Here is an 18,960-nt window from a genome sequence, read left to right as displayed (position 1 = left end):
GCTTGTGTTCGAAACCATACGCCAGGTCGGGGGTTGCCGACCAGTGCTGTCTCAGCCGTTGCTGAGCTGGTCCCGGATCAGTTTCTTGTTCACCTTGCCGACGCTGGTCTTGGGGATGTCCTCAACGAAGTCAATCCCCTGCGGGATGGCCCACTTGTTGATGGTGCCGTTGTCCACGAAGCCCTGGAGATGGCTCTTGATGGTCTCGGCGTCGGCATCCTGGCCGGGATTCAGGACCACCAGGGCGTGCGGGCGTTCACCCCATTTCTCGTCCGGTAGGCCCACAACCGCCGCGGCGGCCACGGCCGGATGCTGGCTGATCAGATTCTCCAGGTCCAGCGAGGAGATCCATTCACCGCCGGTCTTGATCACGTCCTTGATGCGGTCCTTGATCACCAGGGTGTTGTCCGGCTCGATGCTGGCAACGTCGCCGGTGTGCAGCCAGCCCCCGGCCCACAGTTCCTCGCCCTTTTCGGGATTCTTGAGGTAGCTGGCGGTCAGCCAGGGTGACCTGGCCACGACTTCGCCCTGGGCCACGCCGTCTTTCGGCAGTGGGTTGCCGTCTTCGTCGTGGATTTCGATCTCGGCCATGGGCACCGGTACACCGGTCTTGATGCGCTTCTCCGTCTGCTGTTCCGGCGGCAGGTCCAGGTCCTCGGGTTTGAGGTGGGTGGCGGTCAGCAGTGGGCCGGTCTCGGACATGCCGTAGCCGGTGTACATGCTGATGCCCATCCTGGCCGCTGCATCACACAGCCCCTTGGGCAGGGCGCTGCCGCCGATCAGAACATGCCAGTTGCTCAGGTCCGCGGTCTTGATGCCGTCAGTGGCCATGAGCATCTGCATGATGGTGGGCACGCAGTGGGAGAAGGTGACGTTGTGGGTCTTCAGAAGCTCCACCAGAAGCTCTGGCTCATAACGGCCGGGGTAGACCTGCTTTACACCCATCATGGTGGCGGCGTAGGGCACCCCCCAGGCATGCACATGGAACATGGGTGTGATCGGCATGTAGACGTCGCTGGAGCGCAGCAGGGGCTGTTCATCAAAGTGTGACAGGGTGCCGGTGGCCACCAGTGTGTGCAGTACCAGCTGGCGGTGGGTGAAGAACACGCCCTTGGGGTTGCCGGTGGTGCCGGTGGTGTAGAAGGTGGTGGCGATGGCGTTTTCGTCGAAATCCGGGAATTCGAAGCAGGGCTTGGCTTTGCCCAGCAGGGCTTCGTATTCGCCGTGGGTTTCCAGCTGGGTTTTCTTCGCGGCGTTGTTGTCCGTGAGCTGGATGGTGCCCTTGACGGTTTCCAGCTGGTCGCTGACTTCCTCCACCAGGGGCAGGAAATCATCGTGGATCAGAACCAGGTCATCCTCGGCGTGGTTCATGGTGTAGAGGATCTGTTCCGGTGACAGGCGCACGTTCACGGTGTGCAGCACAGCGCCGATCATGGGAATGGCGAAGAAGCATTCCAGGTAGCGCGGGGTGTCCCAGTCCAGTACTGCCACTGTGTCGCCTGGCTTAACTCCTGCATCCGTGAGCACATGGGCGAGGCGGTGGATGCGCTCGACCAGGTCGGTGTAGGTGTAGCGGCTGCGGTTGGCGTAGATGATCTCCTGGTCCGGGTTGTAGCGCGGGCCGGAAAGCAGCAGCTGTTTGATGAGCAGGGGGTAGCTGTGCGCGTTCTCGGCGGCGGGCAGGGTCTTGGGCTGTGCCATTGGGCGCCTCTCTTGCTTGTTGTTGGATGTGCACCCGACAAGCCTAATACAAAACGCCGCGTATTCACCCCCATTTAGGGATCTTAATCGGAATCCATCACCAGAGAACCAGGATCAGCAGCGCTCCCAGGGCCAGCCGGTAGATGACGTAGGGCATGAGCCCGATCCGCTCCAGGAAGCGCAGGAACAGGTGAATGCACAGCAGGGCACTGATGAACGAGAGCAGCGTGCCCGAGGCGATGGCGTGCCAGTCCGTGGCGCCGCCCTGTTCGATGAGCTCCAGGGTCTTGAGGGCACCGGCGGCCGTGATCAGCGGGATGGAGAGCCAGAAGGAGAAGCGCGCCGCATCTTCCCGCCGCAGGCCCAGGAAGAGGGCGGCGGTGATGGTGATGCCGGAGCGCGAGGTCCCCGGGATCAGTGCCAGGGCCTGGGCGAGACCAATGAGCAGGGCATCCCTGAGCGTAACGCTGCTCAGTTGGCGCCGGCGCGAACCGGCGGCATCCGACCACCAGAGCAGCAGGCCGAAGCCGATGGTGGTGGCGGCGATGACCCAGCCTGAGCGGAGTTCGTCCTCAACAAAATCGTTGAGCAGCAGACCGGCCAGGCCCGCGGGAATGGTGCCCAGGATGACCGCCCAGGCCAGCCGGCTGTCTTCGGTGACGGTCCGCTGGGCGGTATCCCGTACCCAGGCGTTACCCATGCGGAACACATCCCGGCGGAAATAGCTGAGCACGGCACAGAGTGAGCCCACGTGCACGGCCACGTCGAAGGCCAGGCCCTGATCCTGCCAGTTGAGCACCGCTGAGGGGAGAATGAGATGGGCCGAGCTGCTGATCGGAAGGAATTCCGTCAGGCCCTGGATAATGGCCAGTACGATGATCTGCCAGAGGTCCATGGCGTGATGACCCATAAAAAAAGCCGCAGCGTTCACTGCGGCTTTCTGAATACTGGTAGCAAGGGGCGGATTCGAACCGCCGACCCCGGCATTATGAGTGCCGTGCTCTAACCAACTGAGCTACCTTGCCGCAAACCCGTCCAACGCCTGACCTTCGGCGTTGAGGCGCGTATTCTCTGGATTTTTCCCCGGGGTGTCAAGGCACCCCGGGAATTGTGGCCAGAACGGCCGATCAGCCTGAATGACCTTCAGCACCCTCTTTGGCGAAGTACTCCCGGGTAACAGCGAATACCGTGCCGGAGAGGGCGAGCAGTGCGATCAGGTTGGGGATGGCCATCAGGGCGTTGAGCACATCCGCGATCAGCCAGATCAGCTCCAGGTTGGCCACGGCGCCCAGCACCAGCAGGACAACCCACAGGTAACGGTAAGGCATGATCACCTTGACGCCGAACAGGAACTCGGCACTGCGCTCGCCGTAATAGCTCCAGGCCACGATGGTGGTAAAGGCGAAGAAGATCATGCCGAAGGTGACCACCCAGTTACCGCCAGGGATGCCCTGGTTGAAGGCCATGGAGGTCAGGGCCGCGCCTGACTCGCCGGTTTCCCATGCCCCGGTAAGCACAATCACGAGGGCCGTCATGGTGCACACCACAATGGTGTCGATGAAGGTCCCCATCATGCCCACGGTGCCCTGGCGTACCGGGCTGTTGGTCTGTGCCGCCGCATGCGCGATGGGGGCGGAGCCAAGGCCGGCCTCATTGGAGAACACGCCACGTGCCACACCGAAGCGCAGCGCTGCCCATACAGCAGCACCTGCGAACCCGCCAGTGGCCGCCGTTCCAGTGAACGCGCCGGTGACGATGTTTGCCAGTGCGCCGGGAACCTCGGGCAGGTTCCAGAGGATGACGGCAAGCGCGCCCAGGATGTAGATCACGGCCATCAGCGGAACCACCTTTTCGGTGAGGTGGGCGATGCGGCGTATACCACCGATGATCACGAGGAACACCAACACGGCCAGTACCACTCCGGTCACCCATGGGGGTACCGACAGGTTGGCTTCGACCACATCCGCCACGGCGTTGGCCTGCACAGTGTTACCGATCCCGAAAGCCGCCACCATGGCAAAGAAGGCGAACAGGACACCCAGCCAGTGCCAGCGCGCCCCCAGGCCGTTCTTGATGTAGTACATGGGCCCGCCGACGTAGCGCCCGTCTTCATCAACCTCGCGGTACTTAACGGCGAGGAGGGCCTCCGCGTACTTGGTGGCCATGCCCACCAGCGCCGTCATCCACATCCAGAACACGGCGCCCGGTCCGCCCAGTGCAATGGCTGTGGCCACACCGCCGATGTTACCGGTACCAATGGTTGCGGACAGGCTGGTGGAAAGGGCCTGGAAAGGGGTGATCTCGCCTTCTTCCTGGGAGCTCCGGCCCAGGAACATTTGCTTGAAGCCGTAACCGATGCGGCGTATGGGCATGCCGCGCAGCCCCAGCGTCAGAAAGAGGCCGGTGCCGAGCAGCAGAACCAGCATCGCGGGTCCCCACACGACGCTGCTTATGCTCTCCAGTGCGCTCATTAGTGTTTCCATGCAGTCCTCCAGTTCTGGTTTTTCTATGGGAATGACGGCTTCAGCCGAGTATGTCTTCAGGGGAGGTGGCGCTCCGCCCCTGGCTTTGTGCCACCGGAACGCAGGTCAGTACGCCATCCGCTACGTTCAGGCCATTGCGCAGGTTGGAGTCCGCCCGCAATGCCTCGCGCCAGCCCTGGTCAGCGAGGCTGAGGACATGTGGCAATGTGGCATTGGTGAGAGCCAGTGTGGACGTTCTGGGAACGGCGCCTGGCATATTGGCCACACAGTAATGGACGACACCATCCACCACGTAGGTGGGGTCGGCATGGGTCGTGGGCTGACTGGTCTCGAAGCAGCCGCCCTGATCGATGGCGACGTCCACCAACACCGCACCGCTGTTCATCCGCTTGACCATATCACGCGTAACAAGCTTGGGAGCGCCGGCGCCACTGACAAGGACAGCGCCGATCACCAGGTCACTGTCCAGAACAGCCCCTTCCAGGCTGGATCCTGTGGCATAGAGCGTTTTCAGGGCTGGCCCGAATTGATGGGACAGGCGCTCGAGGACGTCCGGACTGCGATCCAGAACCGTGACTTCCGCGCCCATGCCCAGCGCGATCTGGATGGCGTTCTGCCCAACCACGCCCCCGCCAATGACGGTTACCCGGGCTGGCATCACCCCGGGAACACCTCCCATAAGCAGGCCACGGCCCGCGAAGATGCTCTCCAGAGCCTGTGCTCCCGCCTGGGCGGACAGCCGACCGGCTACCTGTGACATCGGGCGCAGGAGTGGTAAGCGGCCCTGGTCATCCGTAACGGTTTCATAGGCGATACAGGTGGCACCAGAGTTCATGAGGGCGTCGGTCAACGCCTTATCCGGTGCCAGGTGGAGGTAGGTGAACAGTATGTGCTGTGGTCCCAGCAGCTCACATTCGCTGGGTTGGGGCTCTTTGACCTTAACGATGAGTTCCGCGTTGCTGAATACTGCCTCAGCATGGGGCAGTATATGGGCGCCTGCCTGCTGGTAGTGCTCGTCGCTGGCGTCAATACCCTGGCCGGCGCCGGTCTCCACGTACACGGAATGCCCGTTTGCTGCCAGTTCCCCGACCGCCTCCGGTGTCAGCCCAACCCGAAACTCCTGGCTCTTGATCTCCTTCGGGACCCCAATCTGCATGTCGTCGTCCTCGGATGGCTTGTGTGCGAGCGTTCATGCTAGTGCATCTGCATAAGCAATGTCTCTGCCAAATCAAGCTTATAGCGATGGGGAATGCAAGGAATGGCGGAAAAGAAAAGGCTGACTGGCAGGGGGGGGGCGTTTACCGGGTCTGACAACGAGTATGCTGTCAGACCCGGTGGACGGGGCTAGACGTTAAAGCGGAAGTGGATGACATCACCATCCTGGACGATGTACTCCTTGCCCTCCAGCCGCCATTTGCCGGCTTCCTTGGCACCGTGCTCGCCGTTGTAGGCGATGAAGTCGTCGTAGCTGACAACCTCGGCCCGGATGAAGCCACGTTCGAAGTCGGTGTGGATCACGCCGGCGGCCTGGGGCGCCGTGGAGCCGGTGGGGAAGGTCCAGGCGCGGACTTCCTTGGGACCGGCGGTGAAGTAGGTCTCCAGGCCGAGCAGGTTGTATCCGGCGCGGATCACGCGGTCCAGGCCCGGTTCCTCCATGCCCATCTCCGAGAGGAATTCGGTCTTTTCCTCATCCTCAAGCTCGGCAATCTCGGACTCGATCTTGTTGCAGATGGCGACCACCCCGGCGCCTTCGCGTTCAGCAATGGCGTTCACCGCATCAAGGTGCGGGTTGTTCTCAAAGCCGTCTTCGTTGACGTTGGCGATGTAGACGGTGGGTTTGGCCGTGAGCAGGTGCAGTTCGCGGATCAGCGCCTGGTCATCCTCGGACAGATCCATGGAGCGTACCGGATCGCCCTCGTTGAGTACCGGCTTGATGCGCTCGAAGAGTTCCAGCTGGGCCTTGGCGGTCTTGTCGCCACCCTTGGCGGCGCGCTCTGTCTTCTTGGTGGTGTTCTCGATGGTCGCCAGATCCGCCAGTGCCAGCTCAGTGTTGATCACTTCGATGTCCGATGCCGGGTCGATGCTGTTGGAGACGTGCATGATGTCTTCGTCCTCAAAGCACCGCACCACGTGGGCAATGGCTTCGGTCTCGCGGATGTTGGCCAGGAACTGGTTGCCCAGGCCTTCACCCTTGGAAGCGCCGGAGACCAGACCCGCGATGTCAACGAATTCCATGGTCGTGGGAATCGTCTTCTCCGGCTTGACGATCTCCGCGATGCGGTAGAGACGCGGGTCGGGGACGGAGACCACACCGGCGTTGGGCTCAATGGTGCAGAAGGGGAAGTTTTCGGCGTCGATGCCGGCGCTCGTCAGCGCGTTGAAAAGCGTGGACTTGCCCACGTTGGGCAGCCCAACGATGCCGCATTTGAATCCCATAGCCTGTGATCCTTAACGGAGTTCGTGATGAATGATGGTTACTCGTGACGGAACGCGTGCAGGCGGTTCATGGCCGTGCTCCAGTCTCCCCGGAGGGCGTCCGGCAGGGCGCGCACGGTTTCGTCCAGTGCCGCCTCGATCGCGTTCATTTCCCGCTTGCCGGCGTTACTGAGCACGTAGTTGATGACCTGCTTGCTGTCGCCGGGATGACCCACGCCCACGCGCAGCCTGTGGAAGTCCGAACTGCCCAGATGGCTGATGATGTCCCGCAGCCCGTTATGGCCTCCATGGCCACCGCCTTTCTTGAACCGTGCCGTGCCGGGGGGCAGGTCGAGCTCGTCATGGGCAACCAGTATGGATTCGGGTGGGATACGGAAGAAGTCACTCAGCGCCTTCAGGGAACGGCCGCTGTGGTTCATGTAGGTCGTGGGGAAAAGCAGGTGGAGATCCTGCCCCTGCCAGATCACCTTGCTGTGGTAACCCAGGAACTTACGCTCTTCACGCAGGGGCTGCCCGGCTTCCCGGGCGAGCATCTCCACAAGCCAGGCCCCGGCGTTGTGGCGGGTTCCGGCGTATTTGGGCCCGGGGTTGCCGAGCCCGGCAATGAGCCTGACCACGTCGGATGCCATAGCGGGGCCTGAACGGGCGGCTTATTCCTCGCCGCCTTCCTCTTCGTCGCTGTCGGCAGAGCCGCCACCGCCGGCTTCCTCGGCCTTCTTGCCCTTGGGCTTGTGCACGGAGACAACCGGCTGGTCGTGGTCTTCGCCATGCTGCAGGGCAACGATCTCGACGCCCTTGGGCAGCTTGAGGTCCGACAGGTGCACGATCTGCTCGAGTGCCACCTCGTTCATGTCCACCTCGAGGTACTCGGGCAGATCGTCCGGCAGGCAGGTCACTTCGACTTCCATGGCGTCGTGGGAGACGACACCGCCCTCAAGCTTGATCGCCGGCGCGCTTTCCTCATTGAGGAAGTGGACCGGGACCGTGACGTTGATCTTGTGGCCCTTCTCGACGCGCTGGAAGTCCGCGTGGGTCAGGATCGGCTTGTAGGGATGACGCTGAAGATCCTTGATGATCACGTCTTCCTTCTTGCCGTCGATGCTCAGGGAAATGATATGCGTGAAGAAGGCTTCGTTCTCGATCGCCTTTTTCAGGTCATTGTGCCAGAGCGTGATCGGCATCGGATCCTTGCCTTCGCCGCCGTAGACGATGGCCGGGATCTTGCGCTCAACGCGACGCAGGCGGCGGCTCGCACCCTTCCCTTTGACGTCGCGCTGGAATGCTTCAAGTTCAAATTCTTGTGCCATGGTTCCTCCTGGGCATCCACGGGGCCCGCGACCAGGCTCTGGTCCGTGGACGGTTCGAATCAGCCCTTGGGGCTGGTTAACAGTCAATAACGCCGCGCGACCACGGCACCGATTCACTCGATGTTGTAGTCGAACATGGCGCTGATGGATTCCTCGTTGCAGACCCGGCGGATGGACTCCGCAAGCAGGCCCGACATATCGAGGGAGCGGATTTTATCACACTGAGCGCCTTTGTCACTCAGCGGAATCGTGTCCGTGACGACGAGTTCATCCAGGCGCGAGGACTGGATGTTGTCGATGGCGGGACCGGAGAGAACCGGGTGCACGATGTAGGAGCGCACGCTGTTGGCGCCATGCTCCTTGAGGGCGTTGGCGGCCTTGCACAGGGTGCCGGCGGTGTCGACGATGTCGTCGACCAGGATGCAGGTCTTGTCCTTTACATCACCGATGATGTGCATGACCTGGGAGTCGTTGGCGCGCGGGCGGCGCTTGTCGATGATCGCCAGGTCCGCGTCCAGCAGCTTGGCGATGGCACGGGCCCGCACCACGCCGCCAACGTCCGGGGAAACGATCACGTAGTCCTCGTTGATGTGCTGGCGCTCAATGTCGTCCAGCAGCACCGGCGTGGCGTAGATGTTGTCCACCGGGATGTCGAAGAAGCCCTGGATCTGGTCCGCGTGCAGGTCGACCGTCAGAACGCGGTCGATACCGGCGCTGGTGACCATGTCCGCCACCAGCTTGGCGGTGATGGAGACCCGGCTGGAACGTGGGCGGCGATCCTGGCGCGCGTACCCGAAGTAGGGCACAACGGCCGTGATGCGTGCTGCCGAGGCGCGGCGCAGGGCGTCCACCATGACCAGCAGTTCCATCAGGTTGTCGTTGGTCGGGGCGCAGGTGGACTGCAGGATGAAGACGTCACGGCCACGTACATTCTCGTTGAGCTCGACCGTGGTTTCGCCATCACTGAACTTCGCGACGGTGGCGTCACCGAGCGGGATATTCAGGCGTTTTGAGACATTGCGGGCCAGTCGGGGATTGGCATTCCCCGCGAACACCATCAGGTTGGACACGATTGAATCCCTCTGCGGTTCGTCTGAGCGTTCGTGCGGTTCGGAAGGGGGAAGATGGCTGGGGTGGCAGGATTCGAACCTGCGAATGACGGGATCAAAACCCGCTGCCTTACCACTTGGCGACACCCCATCTGATCGTTTATCCGGCATCAATCCAGTTCACCCAGTTGCGTGTACAGTGGAGACCGGTTTCTGCTCTGGGCGATGAAACCGTTGATGCCTGAGGGTTTCTCCGCGTGTGCGTCAATGGCTGCGGATTGTGTCTCGAAAGGACAGAAAACGCAACCCCCTGTGCCCGTGAGCCGGGCTTCACCGTATTGCCCAAGCCATTCAAGAGCCTGGTCCACGGCCGGGTAAAGCTGACGCACGATGGGTTCACAGTCGTTTCGGAACCCGTCGCTACCCTCAAAAGCGGTGCGTATTCTGCGTTTCGGGGTGTCCCGTGTCAAGTCGGGATGACCAAAGATTTTTGCGGTACTGATTTCGACCTCCGGAACCAGCACGAGATACCAGTGTTCGGGGGGCACAACCGGGGTGAGCTGTTCGCCCACGCCTTCGCCCCAGGCGGCAACACCATGAATGAACACGGGCACGTCGGCCCCCAGCTCCAGACCCAGGGTGGCCAGTTGTGGCCGGCTCAGTCCGGTTTCCCAGAGGTGGTTGAGGCCCACCAGGGCGGTGGCCGCATCGGAGCTGCCGCCGCCCAGACCACCGCCGGCGGGCAGGATCTTGGTCAGTTCGATCTCGGCGCCCAGGCCAGTGCCGGTGCGTGCCCGGAGGCGTTCCGCGGCGCGCGTGATGAGGTTATCACCGGGCGGCAGCCACTCCGGGCCATGCACCCGGATCAGGCCGTCATTACGGGGGGTGATCCGCAGCCGGTCACTGTGGTCCAGGAACTGGAACAGGGTCTGGAGTTCGTGATAGCCGTCATTCCGGCGCCCGGTAATGTGCAGGAAGAGGTTGAGTTTGGCCGGGGCGGGCAGGTCCAGGGGGGTCATGGGGTTTCAGGCGTCCACCGGGTGATGACCAGCCGCAGGCGCAGGTCGTTACGCGTCGCCGTGAGGCTGTGTGGTACTGCCTCAACGCCGGCCAGGGTGGCATAGTTGCTGTAATGGATTTCCCAGCCCTGTTGGCGCAGATGACTGATCCGGCCCTGTTGATCAAAGAAGACATCGGCCGGGCTGTCCTGCAGTGGCAGGCCGCGCACCCAGATGTACAGGGCTTCCACCGGCAGCGACCAGCCCAGGGTTTCGCGGATCAGGGCGTCCGGGTCGTCGGAGAGGTACTGTTGCCCATCGGAGTCCGTGATGGTGAGGAAGGTGGGGGAACCTTCCAGGCGCACGCTGCCCATGCCCATGAAGGCGGAGGACATCTCGATCAGGAACTGGTCACCGTTCTGGACCCACTCGCGGATGAACGCGGAGTCGTTGCCCTGCTCATGGCGCACCGCCACCTTGCCCTGGAGTGTCCATTGGTTGAGCGTGCGCAGTTCGGCCTGGCGGGCCTGCCAGCCTTCCGGCTGTGCGCGGGTCAGGCTGTCATCAGGGGCTGGCGCCGGCGGCGCGGTCATGCAGCCCTGGAGAAGACCCCCCAGAACCACCATGCCGAGCAGGCGTTGGGCCTGTTTCATTACAGGGTCTCCGGTTCGAGGTCCAGTTCCTCAAGAATGTCGAGGAGCGGCTTCAGTGCTTCCGTGCTGTCCGTTTCCTCCAGGGTGCGGCGCCACAGGGTGCGGGCTTCTTCCCGGCGGTCCACGGCCCACAGCACCCGACCGAGGTGAGCGGCGATCTCCGGGTCCTGGAGGCGCTCATAGGCCCTGCCCAGATAGTCCAGGGCTTTCTCGTGCTGGCCCCGGTGGTAGTGGATCCAGCCGGCGCTGTCGAGGATGGCCGGGTTGTCGGGATCCATTTCGAGCGCCTGCATGATGAGCTTTTCCGCCTCTTCATAACGCTCGGTGTGCACTGTCAGGGTGTAGCCGAGCGCATTCATGGCCACGGCATTCTCCGGTTCCGCCTCGAGCACCTGGCGGAGGTCGGCTTCCATGCCCTCGATGTCGCCGGTGCGCTCGCGCAGCATGGCGCGGGTGTAGCGGATTTCGGTGTTGTCCGGGGTCTGTTCGAGGGCATCACTGGCAACGTCCAGAGCCTTTTCCGGCGCCCCCAGATCCAGCAGGAGGTTGATCTCCATCTGCCACAGTCGGGCGCTCTGGCCCGGCAGGCGTGAGCGGAGGTTCTCCAGGTTGCTGCGCACCGCCTCCAGCTCACCCTGTTCGGCCCGGATGTAGCTGGCGCGGGCGAGAGCCTGGAAGAAATGGTTGCCGCCCTGCACCTGGGCGTAATGGTGCAGCGCTTCGTTGGGGTTGTCGCGCCTGTCCGCAAGCCGGCCCAGATAGAAGTGAGCCTGGTTGGTGTGAACCCCTTCCGCCAGGAGTTCATTGAGCAGTGTTTCAGCGGTATCGGGGTGATCGTTCTCCAGTGCCACGAGGGCCCGTGAGAGCTTGAGGCCAGTGGCTTCGGGGAACCGATCCATCAGGGCCTCGAATTCGTCCTCCGCGGCCTGCAGCTTGCCTTCGTTGACCAGAACACGGGCGTAGAGGGTGCCCAGCCGACGGTTGTCCGGGAAGCGCCGGGCCTGCTCGCGCAGGTAGTCGATCGCCTCCTCGCCCCGATCCAGGTCATAGAGCAGTTTGCCCTTGAGGGTCACGGCGGGCTGGTAGTTGCTCTCTTGCGCTACCAGGGATTCCGTCAGCGCCAGGGCACGCTTGCTGTTGCCGGTGTTGTCGTTGAGCAGCGCCAGGCTGTAGGTGATGGCGGTGGCGTCGGGGTGGCGTTCGTGCATCCGCCCGTAGAGATCCAGCATCTGTTGCTGCTGTTCGGCCGGGAGCGCGCGCGCCTGGTTGGCAAGGGTGTCGAACTGGGCTTCGCCGCCCTGCTGATGGAGCTTTTCCATGTAGGACAGCGCCTGCTCCAGGCTGCCTTCGCGCAGTTCCGCCAGTGCGGCAATGCGCAGGGCCTGGGGGTGGTTGGGTTCCTTCTTGAGCCAGACCTCGGCGATCTGGCGCTGGGCGTTGGTGGCATCCAGCGCCTGGGCGATCTGCATGGCCCGGCGGATCACCGCGGGGTCCTGGGTGTCAGCAGCGGACTGGGCGTAGTTCATCAGCGTGACGTCGTAACGGCCACGCTGGGCGGCCAGCTCGGCACTCAGCAGGGCGAAGAGCACATCGGGCGGAAAATCCCGGTACTCGATCTCCTCGGAATCCATGACCGCGGATTCCACGGATTCCTCTGTGGTGTCATCCGTACCACTGTCAGGGGAGTCGGCGGGTTGCTCTTCGCGGGCAGTGTCCCCCTCTCCGGGATCGGTGGCCAGGCCGGAGCAGCCCCCGAGGATGAGGGTCAGTGCAAGGGCGGGGACATGGAACCAGGCGAGTTTCTGCATCTCTAATCCACTGCGGTGAAAGGCTTCCAATAATGGCACAGCCCGGCCTCTACGCCCAAGTGCGTACAGGCGTATCAGTAGCACTGAGGCCCGTCGATCGTTACACTGGGCAGCGTACATTCAGAGGGGGCTGAATACCAGTCTATGGCGTTGTGGGTCCTGGGCATCAACCACCGCACGGCAAGTGTGGAAAAGCGCGAGCGTGTGTCCTTTCCGGAGAGTGAAATGGCACCGGCGCTGCAGAATGCACTGCAGCTGCCCGGGGTGCATGAGCTCGCGGTCATGTCCACCTGCAACCGCACCGAGTTCTACGTGGTCGGCGACGAGCACATCACCCGCCAGGCACTGGTGGAGTGGTGGGGCGCCTGGCTGGACGTGGAGCCGGCCAGCTTCGAGGAGTGCGTCTACGTTCACGAGGAGCAGCACGCCGCCCAGCATGTGATGCGGGTTGCCTGTGGGCTGGACTCCATGGTGCTGGGTGAGCCCCAGGTTCTGGGCCAGCTCAAGGAGGCCTACAACCAGGCCTACGCCGCCGGTACCACGGGCACCATCCTTTCCCGGCTGTTTGAGCATGCCTTCTCGGTGGCCAAGCGTGTGCGCACGGATACCGCGATCGGTGAGAACCCGGTATCGGTGGCTTACGCGGCAGTATCCATGTCACGTCACATCTTTTCCGACCTGCGGCGCAAGTCGGCCCTGCTGATTGGCGCCGGCGAGACCGTGGAGCTGGTGGCGCAGCATCTTGCCCAGGCCGGCATCCGGGATCTGACCGTGGCCAACCGGTCCATCGAGCGGGCGGAACAGCTGGCATCACGTTTTGAGGGTAAAGCGGTTTCCCTCTCCGCTGTGCCGGATGAGCTTCCGGGCGCGGATATCGTGATCGCTTCCACCGGCAGCCAGTTGCCCATCCTCGGCAAGGGCGCGGTGGAGCATGCGATCCGCCGGCGCAAGCACAAGCCCATTTTCATGGTGGATCTGGCCGTACCCCGGGACATTGAACCGGAGGTGGGCGAGCTGGATGACATCTTCCTCTACACCGTGGACGACCTGCACAGCGTGATCGAGGAGAACCGGCGCTCCCGCGAAGGGGCGGCGCAGGAGGCGGAGCACCTGGTGCAGGAGGGGGCCTCCGAGTTCATGTATCAGCTGCGGGCCCTGGATGCCGTGGCCACGCTCAAACAGTTCCGTGGCGAGGTGGAGTCGGTGCGTGACGCGGAACTGGACAAGGCCCTGCGTTCACTGGCCTCCGGGGGCGACCCTGAAACCCTGCTGCGCAGCATGGCGCGGACACTGACCAACAAGTTCCTGCACCATCCCACCGTGCAGGTGCGCAAGGCCACCGCCGAAGGGCGTGTTGAGGTGACCGACTGGTTGCGTGAGCTCCACGGCATGGAGCCCATCTCCGGGGAGACCGGGGACGCCGACACTGGTGAAGGGTCACCACAGGGCGCGCCTGTTTCCCCAACCGAGTCCAGCACCCGGAACCCATCATGAAGGAATCCATCGCGCGGCGACTCGACCAGCTGGTGGAGCGCCACGAGGAGATCAGTGCCCTGCTGGCTGATCCGGCCACCATTGGTAACCAGAAGCAGTTCCGTAACCTTTCCCGGGAATACGCCGAGATAGAGCCGGTTGTCGAGACCTACCGGGAATACCGGCAGGTGAAGGAGAACATGGCCGAGGCCGAGGCACTGCAGAACGACGGTGACCCGGACATGCGCGAGATGGCGGAGGAGGAGCTGGCCCGGGGGCGCGAACGGCTGGAAGAGCTCGAAGCCTCCCTTCAGACCCTGATGCTCCCGCGAGACCCGAACGAGCGCAACAATGCCTACCTGGAGATCCGTGCCGGTGCCGGCGGCGACGAGGCCGCCCTGTTCGCCGGCGACCTGTTCCGCATGTATTCGCGTTACGCCGAGAATCAGGGCTGGCGGGTGAGCGTGCTCAGCCAGAGCCCGGGCGAGCACGGGGGTTACAAGGAGCTGATCGCGCTGGTGGAAGGCGAGGGCGTCTACGGCCAGCTGCGCTTTGAATCCGGTGGCCACCGCGTCCAGCGCGTGCCCGAGACCGAATCCCAGGGCCGCATCCACACCTCGGCCTGTACCGTGGCCGTGCTTCCCGAGGTGGACGAGCCCGAGGACGTGACCCTGGACAAGAACGACCTTCGGGTGGATACCTTCCGCAGCTCCGGTGCCGGCGGTCAGCACGTGAACACCACGGACTCGGCCATCCGCATCACCCACCTGCCCACCGGCCTGGTGGTCGAGTGCCAGGAAGAGCGCTCCCAGCACAAGAACCGGGACCGGGCCATGAGCTTTCTCCAGTCCCGCCTCCAGCAGATGGAGCAGGACCGGCGTGCCGCCGAGGAGGCCGATACCCGGCGCAATCTGGTGGGCAGCGGGGATCGTTCGGAACGCATCCGCACCTACAACTTTCCCCAGGGCAGGGTGACCGATCACCGCATCAACCTGACCCTGTACCGGCTGGACGAGGTGATCCAGGGCAACCTGAGGGAGGTCATTGGAGCCCTCCAGCAGGAACACCAGGCCGACCAGCTGGCGGCCCTTGGAGCCGAATCGGCATGAACGGGCCGGATCGGGTCGACGCGCTGCTGGATGATGGCGCGTGCCGCCTTGAAGCCGCCGGCCTTCCCAATGCGTGGGGCGAGGCCCGCATGTTGCTGGCTCACCAGCTCGACTGCAGTCCAAGCCGTTTCCGCATCTGGCCCGAGGCCCTGGTCGGGGACGACGATGCCGAGACCTTCCGCAGCCTGGTGGCGGCCCGTGCCGGTGGCAGGCCCCTGGCCTACATCACCGGCGAACGTGAATTCTGGTCTCTGCCCCTGACGGTTACCCCGGATACCCTGATCCCCAGGCCGGATACCGAAACCCTGGTGGAGGCAGCGCTGGCCTGCCCGCTGCCGGAGTCGGCGCGGGTTCTGGACGTGGGTACCGGCAGCGGTGCTGTGGCCCTGGCGCTGGCCCGGGAGCGCCCAGGCTGGCAGGTCACGGCCAGTGAGACTTCCAGTGAGGCCATGGCGGTGGCAGCAACCAATGCCCGGGCCCTTGGGCTGAACCTGGCCTTCGTGGAAGGGGAGGGGTTGGCACCTTTCGAGGGTGAACACTGGGACCTGATCGTGTCCAATCCGCCGTACATCCCTGAGGATGACCCGCATCTCGCCCAGGGGGATCTGCGTTATGAACCCCGGGGGGCGTTGGCCGCTGGCGCGGATGGATTGGATGTGATCCGGCCACTGATTGCGCGGGGGCCCGACCGGCTCAACCCGGGCGGCTGGCTGCTTCTGGAGCACGGTTACGACCAGGCGGAGGCCGTGGCGGAGCTGCTCGCGGGAGCGGGCTTCCGGGACTGTTTCATGCAGCGCGACCTGACGGGTAATCCCCGGGTGAGCGGCGGACGCTGGGAGGAGTGACGGTATGGATCCACTGAGCGACAGGGACCTGGAGCGCTACAGCCGCCAGATCCTGATGCCCGAGTTCGACGTGGCCGGCCAGCAGTCACTGGCGCACAGTCGCGTTCTGGTGGTGGGCGCCGGCGGGTTGGGCTGCCCGGTGGTGCTCTATCTGGCGGCCGCCGGAGTCGGCCACATTGAAGTCGTGGATGACGATCACGTGGAGCTGGCCAACCTCCAGCGCCAGATCGCGTTCACCGAGGCGGATATCGGTCGTTCCAAGGCAGAGGCGCTGGCTGAACGTGCCATGGCCCTGAACCCGGGGGTCACCGTCGAGCCGATCCAGAGCCGCGCCAGACAGCGCTGGCTTTCCCGCGCTGCGACCCGCAACCACCTGGTTCTGGACGCTACGGACAATTTCCAAACCCGGTTCGCCGTGAACCAGGCCTGTGTGGACGCCTCCGTGCCACTGGTCTCCGGCGCCGCCATCCGCGCCGAGGGCCAGGTGGCGGTGTTTGACAGTGGCCGGACGGGCGCCCCCTGCTACCAGTGCCTGTACGCGGATGTGGGCGAGGCCACCCTGAGCTGTTCCGAGGCCGGCGTGATCGGGCCCTTGGTGGGCATGATCGGGGCTGCCCAGGCCATGGAGGCCATCAAGCTCCTGGCGGGCGTGGGTGAGTCCCTTACCGGCCGGCTTCTGCTGCTGGATGCCTGGCGCATGCAGTGGCGGGAGATGCGCGTTCCCAGGGATCCCGCCTGCCCCATCTGCGGCGACTGACCCGGGAGCGGCGCCTCAGCCTTTGCCCAGGGCCTTGAAGCGCTCGATCGCCCGCTGCCGGCTTTGCTTCAGGTCCACAATGGGTGCCGGATAACCCGCAACCGTGCCATTCGGATTGAACAGTTTCTTCCCCTGCAGATGGGCGATTTCCGGCACCCAGTGCCGGATGAAGGTGCCCTCCGGGTCAAAGCGCTCGCTCTGGGTCACTGGGTTGAAGATGCGGAAGTAGGGCGCTGCGTCCGTGCCGGTTGAGGCACTCCACTGCCAGCCGCCGTTGTTCGAGGGCAGGTAGCCGTCCACCAGCTGCTGCATGAAGTATTGCTCGCCCAGTCGCCAGTCCACGAACAGGTTCTTGGTCAGGAACATGGCGGTGACCATGCGCAGGCGGTTGTGCATCCAGCAGGTGGTGTTGAGCTGGCGCATGGCCGCGTCCACCAGGGGGATGCCGGTGCGGCCGGCTTTCCAGGCTTCCAGGTTGGCGCCCGCTGGCTCCCAGGGCAGGGCCTCCGTTTCCGGCTTAAACGCCTGGTGACGGGACAGGCGCGGGAACTGGTAGAGCAGCTGGATGTAGAAGTCCCGCCAGGCGATTTCGTTGAGCCAGGTGTGGGCGGCGCTGGCCGGGGATTCCGCGCCCGTTCGCTGCTGCACCGCGACCAGGCACTGGCGGGGCGAGAGCACACCCAGCGCCAGGTAGGGCGAGATCTGGCTGGTGGCCGGAACTGCCGGGTAGTTCCGCTGATCCGCATAGGCCCCGAGGCGCTGGTCGATGAATCCTTCCAGTGCCCTGTGGGCCGCGCCTTCACCGCCGGCCAGCCAGTCCACGTGTTCGCTGCGCCACGCGGTCAGCTCAGGGAGCGCGGGGGGAGGCAGGGGCGCGCCTCTGGCTGCCGGTGCGGGATGCAGCCGGGGCGGGTGACTTTCCACCCAGCGCCACCACTGCCGGGAATAGGGCGTGAAGACGGTGTAGGGCGTGCCATTGCCGGTTTTCAGCTGATCCACTGGAACCACGGTCTGGTCGCGGTAGATGTGGAGCGCGATGCCCTGGTGGTTCAGTGCCCCGGTCAGTCGGTGATCCCGGATGCGCTCGTTGAAGGCGTATTCCTCGTTGGCATGGATCCGCGTGATGCCACGCTCCCGGCACAGCGCCAGAAGTTCTGTATCGGTATCCGTAAAGCGGTCAATCGAGCGGATGTGAAGGGGAATGCCCAGCGCCGCCAGGTCCTGTCCGAGCTGGTCCAGGCTGCGAAGCAGCAGGTCGGTGCGGTTGGGGGACCAGTCATGGTCCGCCCACTGGCCAGGTGCGGGCAGGAAGCAGGCTTCCACGGCGGCATTGCCGGCGCAGGCGGCGGTGAGGGCAGGATTGTCCCCCAGGCGGAGATCATTGCGGAACCAGATGAGTTCGGTCACGGGCACCCCGTATGATTGTCTGTACTGCTGGGTTGTTCGCTGAACCGCGCGCTTTGGATTATAGTAATCCGCAATCCGAGTTCAGGAATCATTATGGCTCAACCCCAGTCCTCCTCTGGTACGGATGGTCCCATCGCGGCATGGGGCGAGTCTGTGCCCCTTTCACCGGGCGACACCCTGCGGAATGGCCTCAGTGACATGACACTCTCCGTGACCCTGCTGGCCCATGAGTGGCAGGTGCGTGTGGCGCGCCACCCCGGGGCCCGGGAGGAGACGGCCTGGCACCAGTGGTGTCACAGTGCCCTGCCGGAGCATGATGAGGGACTGGAACGGTTCGCACGGGGCAATGAGGCTCCCCGCGTCGCACTGCGGCCGGCGCTGGCGGACCTGCCCCTGATTGTACGCCCCAACCATCCTCTGCACCTGCCGCCAGGCACGGATACAACCATCTATATGAGTACCCTGGTCTGGCTCCAGCTTATGGTGGGCGAGGACCGCAGGCTGATGGAAGTGCCGGTACGCCAGCCCTCCTGGACCTGGATGGGGGCGGACACCATGGAGGGCGAGCTCTGCTATGCCAGCCTTACCGCGGCCCGCCTGGAGCCGGACAATCTGCCACGCCGCCCATGGCGGGCCATGTCCGCGGTACGGCTGCGCCATGAGGGCGACGACTACCTGACGCTGGACCGTTTCAGCTTTCCGGCGCCCATCATGCCCCTGTTCCGCCAGAGTGAACCGGGAGTGGACGGTGCGCACTCGCTCTGGACGCCGACGCTGAGCATCCGGTGCGAGCGGGACCTGGCCACCGCGTCGCTGAAGGTGGAAGCGACGCCACCGCCCGAGGCTGGGCCCTGTACGGCCCTGGCACCGGCGCGCCAACCGGTTGAACGCAACCATCTGGTGCGCACCATGGACCGGATTTTCGGATAGGAGC

The 18,960-nt window shown here is 64.1% G+C and carries 17 protein-coding genes and 2 tRNA genes; 5 read left to right on the top strand and 14 right to left on the bottom strand.

Annotated elements, in window-relative coordinates:
- Nucleotides 1–51: 51 nt before the first annotated feature.
- The 13 genes from GLW01_RS06705 to GLW01_RS06645 form a co-directional block, all read right to left on the bottom strand.
- The gene (locus GLW01_RS06705) at nucleotides 52–1,701 is read right to left on the bottom strand and encodes a fatty acid--CoA ligase (RefSeq protein ID WP_160898574.1); all 1,650 of its coding nucleotides are present in this window, start codon (nucleotides 1,699–1,701) and stop codon (nucleotides 52–54) included.
- A 97-nt stretch (nucleotides 1,702–1,798) separates the two neighbouring features.
- A complete protein-coding gene (locus GLW01_RS06700; protein WP_160898692.1) occupies nucleotides 1,799–2,596 on the bottom strand; it encodes an undecaprenyl-diphosphate phosphatase in 798 nt (265 codons plus the stop codon).
- A gap of 53 nt (nucleotides 2,597–2,649) precedes the next feature.
- A tRNA-Met gene (locus tag GLW01_RS06695) sits at nucleotides 2,650–2,726 on the bottom strand.
- Between the two features lie 102 nt (nucleotides 2,727–2,828).
- Nucleotides 2,829–4,184 carry an alanine/glycine:cation symporter family protein gene (locus tag GLW01_RS06690; RefSeq protein ID WP_151441349.1) on the bottom strand — a complete coding sequence of 452 codons (1,356 nt, stop codon included), beginning with the start codon at nucleotides 4,182–4,184 and terminating at the stop codon, nucleotides 2,829–2,831.
- 40 nt (nucleotides 4,185–4,224) lie between these two features.
- Nucleotides 4,225–5,340 carry an alanine dehydrogenase gene (gene ald / locus GLW01_RS06685; protein ID WP_160898573.1) on the bottom strand — a complete coding sequence of 372 codons (1,116 nt, stop codon included), beginning with the start codon at nucleotides 5,338–5,340 and terminating at the stop codon, nucleotides 4,225–4,227.
- 188 nt (nucleotides 5,341–5,528) lie between these two features.
- A complete protein-coding gene (gene ychF / locus GLW01_RS06680; protein ID WP_160898572.1) occupies nucleotides 5,529–6,620 on the bottom strand; it encodes a redox-regulated ATPase YchF in 1,092 nt (363 codons plus the stop codon).
- Between the two features lie 38 nt (nucleotides 6,621–6,658).
- Nucleotides 6,659–7,249: an aminoacyl-tRNA hydrolase gene (gene pth / locus GLW01_RS06675; RefSeq protein WP_151441346.1), complete on the bottom strand. Its 591-nt coding sequence runs from the start codon at nucleotides 7,247–7,249 to the stop codon at nucleotides 6,659–6,661.
- A 21-nt stretch (nucleotides 7,250–7,270) separates the two neighbouring features.
- Nucleotides 7,271–7,927, bottom strand: coding sequence for a 50S ribosomal protein L25/general stress protein Ctc (locus GLW01_RS06670; RefSeq protein WP_151441345.1), 657 nt, complete (start codon nucleotides 7,925–7,927; stop codon nucleotides 7,271–7,273).
- Between the two features lie 113 nt (nucleotides 7,928–8,040).
- Complete coding sequence (locus GLW01_RS06665) at nucleotides 8,041–8,997, bottom strand: ribose-phosphate pyrophosphokinase (RefSeq protein WP_151441344.1); 957 nt, start codon at nucleotides 8,995–8,997, stop codon at nucleotides 8,041–8,043.
- 55 nt (nucleotides 8,998–9,052) lie between these two features.
- Nucleotides 9,053–9,127, bottom strand: a tRNA-Gln gene (locus GLW01_RS06660).
- A gap of 19 nt (nucleotides 9,128–9,146) precedes the next feature.
- The gene (ispE, locus tag GLW01_RS06655; RefSeq protein ID WP_160898571.1) at nucleotides 9,147–9,995 is read right to left on the bottom strand and encodes a 4-(cytidine 5'-diphospho)-2-C-methyl-D-erythritol kinase; all 849 of its coding nucleotides are present in this window, start codon (nucleotides 9,993–9,995) and stop codon (nucleotides 9,147–9,149) included.
- The gene (gene lolB, locus GLW01_RS06650) at nucleotides 9,992–10,627 is read right to left on the bottom strand and encodes a lipoprotein insertase outer membrane protein LolB (RefSeq protein ID WP_160898570.1); all 636 of its coding nucleotides are present in this window, start codon (nucleotides 10,625–10,627) and stop codon (nucleotides 9,992–9,994) included. The genes ispE and lolB overlap by 4 nt, the downstream gene beginning before the upstream one ends.
- Nucleotides 10,627–12,435 (bottom strand): tetratricopeptide repeat protein, encoded by a 1,809-nt coding sequence (locus GLW01_RS06645; RefSeq protein WP_160898569.1) that lies wholly within the window; start codon nucleotides 12,433–12,435, stop codon nucleotides 10,627–10,629. Before GLW01_RS06645 ends, lolB begins: the two co-directional genes overlap by 1 nt.
- 144 nt (nucleotides 12,436–12,579) lie before the next feature.
- Here GLW01_RS06645 and hemA point away from each other — a divergent pair, with 144 nt between their 5' ends.
- Genes hemA through GLW01_RS06625 form a run of 4 tightly spaced genes read left to right on the top strand, consistent with a single transcriptional unit; the run spans nucleotide 12,580 to nucleotide 16,619 of the window.
- Entirely contained in the window at nucleotides 12,580–13,929 is a 1,350-nt protein-coding gene (gene hemA / locus GLW01_RS06640) for a glutamyl-tRNA reductase (RefSeq protein ID WP_160898568.1), read from the top strand.
- Nucleotides 13,926–15,017, top strand: a complete 1,092-nt coding sequence (gene prfA, locus GLW01_RS06635) for a peptide chain release factor 1 (RefSeq protein WP_160898567.1) — start codon at nucleotides 13,926–13,928, stop codon at nucleotides 15,015–15,017. The genes hemA and prfA overlap by 4 nt, the downstream gene beginning before the upstream one ends.
- Entirely contained in the window at nucleotides 15,014–15,862 is an 849-nt protein-coding gene (gene prmC, locus GLW01_RS06630) for a peptide chain release factor N(5)-glutamine methyltransferase (RefSeq protein WP_160898566.1), read from the top strand. Before prfA ends, prmC begins: the two co-directional genes overlap by 4 nt.
- A gap of 4 nt (nucleotides 15,863–15,866) precedes the next feature.
- A complete protein-coding gene (locus GLW01_RS06625) occupies nucleotides 15,867–16,619 on the top strand; it encodes a HesA/MoeB/ThiF family protein (RefSeq protein WP_160898565.1) in 753 nt (250 codons plus the stop codon).
- Nucleotides 16,620–16,634: 15 nt separating this feature from the next.
- Here GLW01_RS06625 and GLW01_RS15795 read toward each other — a convergent pair whose 3' ends face one another.
- A complete protein-coding gene (locus GLW01_RS15795) occupies nucleotides 16,635–18,026 on the bottom strand; it encodes a cryptochrome/photolyase family protein (protein WP_160898564.1) in 1,392 nt (463 codons plus the stop codon).
- Between the two features lie 93 nt (nucleotides 18,027–18,119).
- Here GLW01_RS15795 and GLW01_RS06615 point away from each other — a divergent pair, with 93 nt between their 5' ends.
- The gene (locus tag GLW01_RS06615; protein WP_160898563.1) at nucleotides 18,120–18,956 is read left to right on the top strand and encodes a hypothetical protein; all 837 of its coding nucleotides are present in this window, start codon (nucleotides 18,120–18,122) and stop codon (nucleotides 18,954–18,956) included.
- Nucleotides 18,957–18,960 lie beyond the last annotated feature (4 nt).

Source organism: Vreelandella halophila (genome assembly GCF_009856365.1).
In the GTDB taxonomy this organism is placed as follows: domain Bacteria; phylum Pseudomonadota; class Gammaproteobacteria; order Pseudomonadales; family Oleiphilaceae; genus Halospina; species Halospina utahensis_B.
The sequence above is the reverse complement of the archived record's forward strand: the minus strand, read 5'-3'. Positions and strand labels throughout refer to the sequence as shown.

Bases quoted from the DNA above. Each gene is read 5' to 3' on its own strand.
- GLW01_RS06705 (WP_160898574.1), bottom strand. From the start codon at position 1,701: ATGGCACAGCCCAAGACCCTGCCCGCCGCCGAGAACGCGCACAGCTAC.
- GLW01_RS06700 (WP_160898692.1), bottom strand. From the start codon at position 2,596: ATGGACCTCTGGCAGATCATCGTACTGGCCATTATCCAGGGCCTGACG.
- GLW01_RS06690 (WP_151441349.1), bottom strand. From the start codon at position 4,184: ATGGAAACACTAATGAGCGCACTGGAGAGCATAAGCAGCGTCGTGTGG.
- ald (WP_160898573.1), bottom strand. From the start codon at position 5,340: ATGCAGATTGGGGTCCCGAAGGAGATCAAGAGCCAGGAGTTTCGGGTT.
- ychF (WP_160898572.1), bottom strand. From the start codon at position 6,620: ATGGGATTCAAATGCGGCATCGTTGGGCTGCCCAACGTGGGCAAGTCC.
- pth (WP_151441346.1), bottom strand. From the start codon at position 7,249: ATGGCATCCGACGTGGTCAGGCTCATTGCCGGGCTCGGCAACCCCGGG.
- GLW01_RS06670 (WP_151441345.1), bottom strand. From the start codon at position 7,927: ATGGCACAAGAATTTGAACTTGAAGCATTCCAGCGCGACGTCAAAGGG.
- ispE (WP_160898571.1), bottom strand. From the start codon at position 9,995: ATGACCCCCCTGGACCTGCCCGCCCCGGCCAAACTCAACCTCTTCCTG.
- lolB (WP_160898570.1), bottom strand. From the start codon at position 10,627: ATGAAACAGGCCCAACGCCTGCTCGGCATGGTGGTTCTGGGGGGTCTT.
- GLW01_RS06645 (WP_160898569.1), bottom strand. From the start codon at position 12,435: ATGCAGAAACTCGCCTGGTTCCATGTCCCCGCCCTTGCACTGACCCTC.
- hemA (WP_160898568.1), top strand. From the start codon at position 12,580: ATGGCGTTGTGGGTCCTGGGCATCAACCACCGCACGGCAAGTGTGGAA.
- prfA (WP_160898567.1), top strand. From the start codon at position 13,926: ATGAAGGAATCCATCGCGCGGCGACTCGACCAGCTGGTGGAGCGCCAC.
- prmC (WP_160898566.1), top strand. From the start codon at position 15,014: ATGAACGGGCCGGATCGGGTCGACGCGCTGCTGGATGATGGCGCGTGC.
- GLW01_RS06625 (WP_160898565.1), top strand. From the start codon at position 15,867: ATGGATCCACTGAGCGACAGGGACCTGGAGCGCTACAGCCGCCAGATC.
- GLW01_RS06615 (WP_160898563.1), top strand. From the start codon at position 18,120: ATGGCTCAACCCCAGTCCTCCTCTGGTACGGATGGTCCCATCGCGGCA.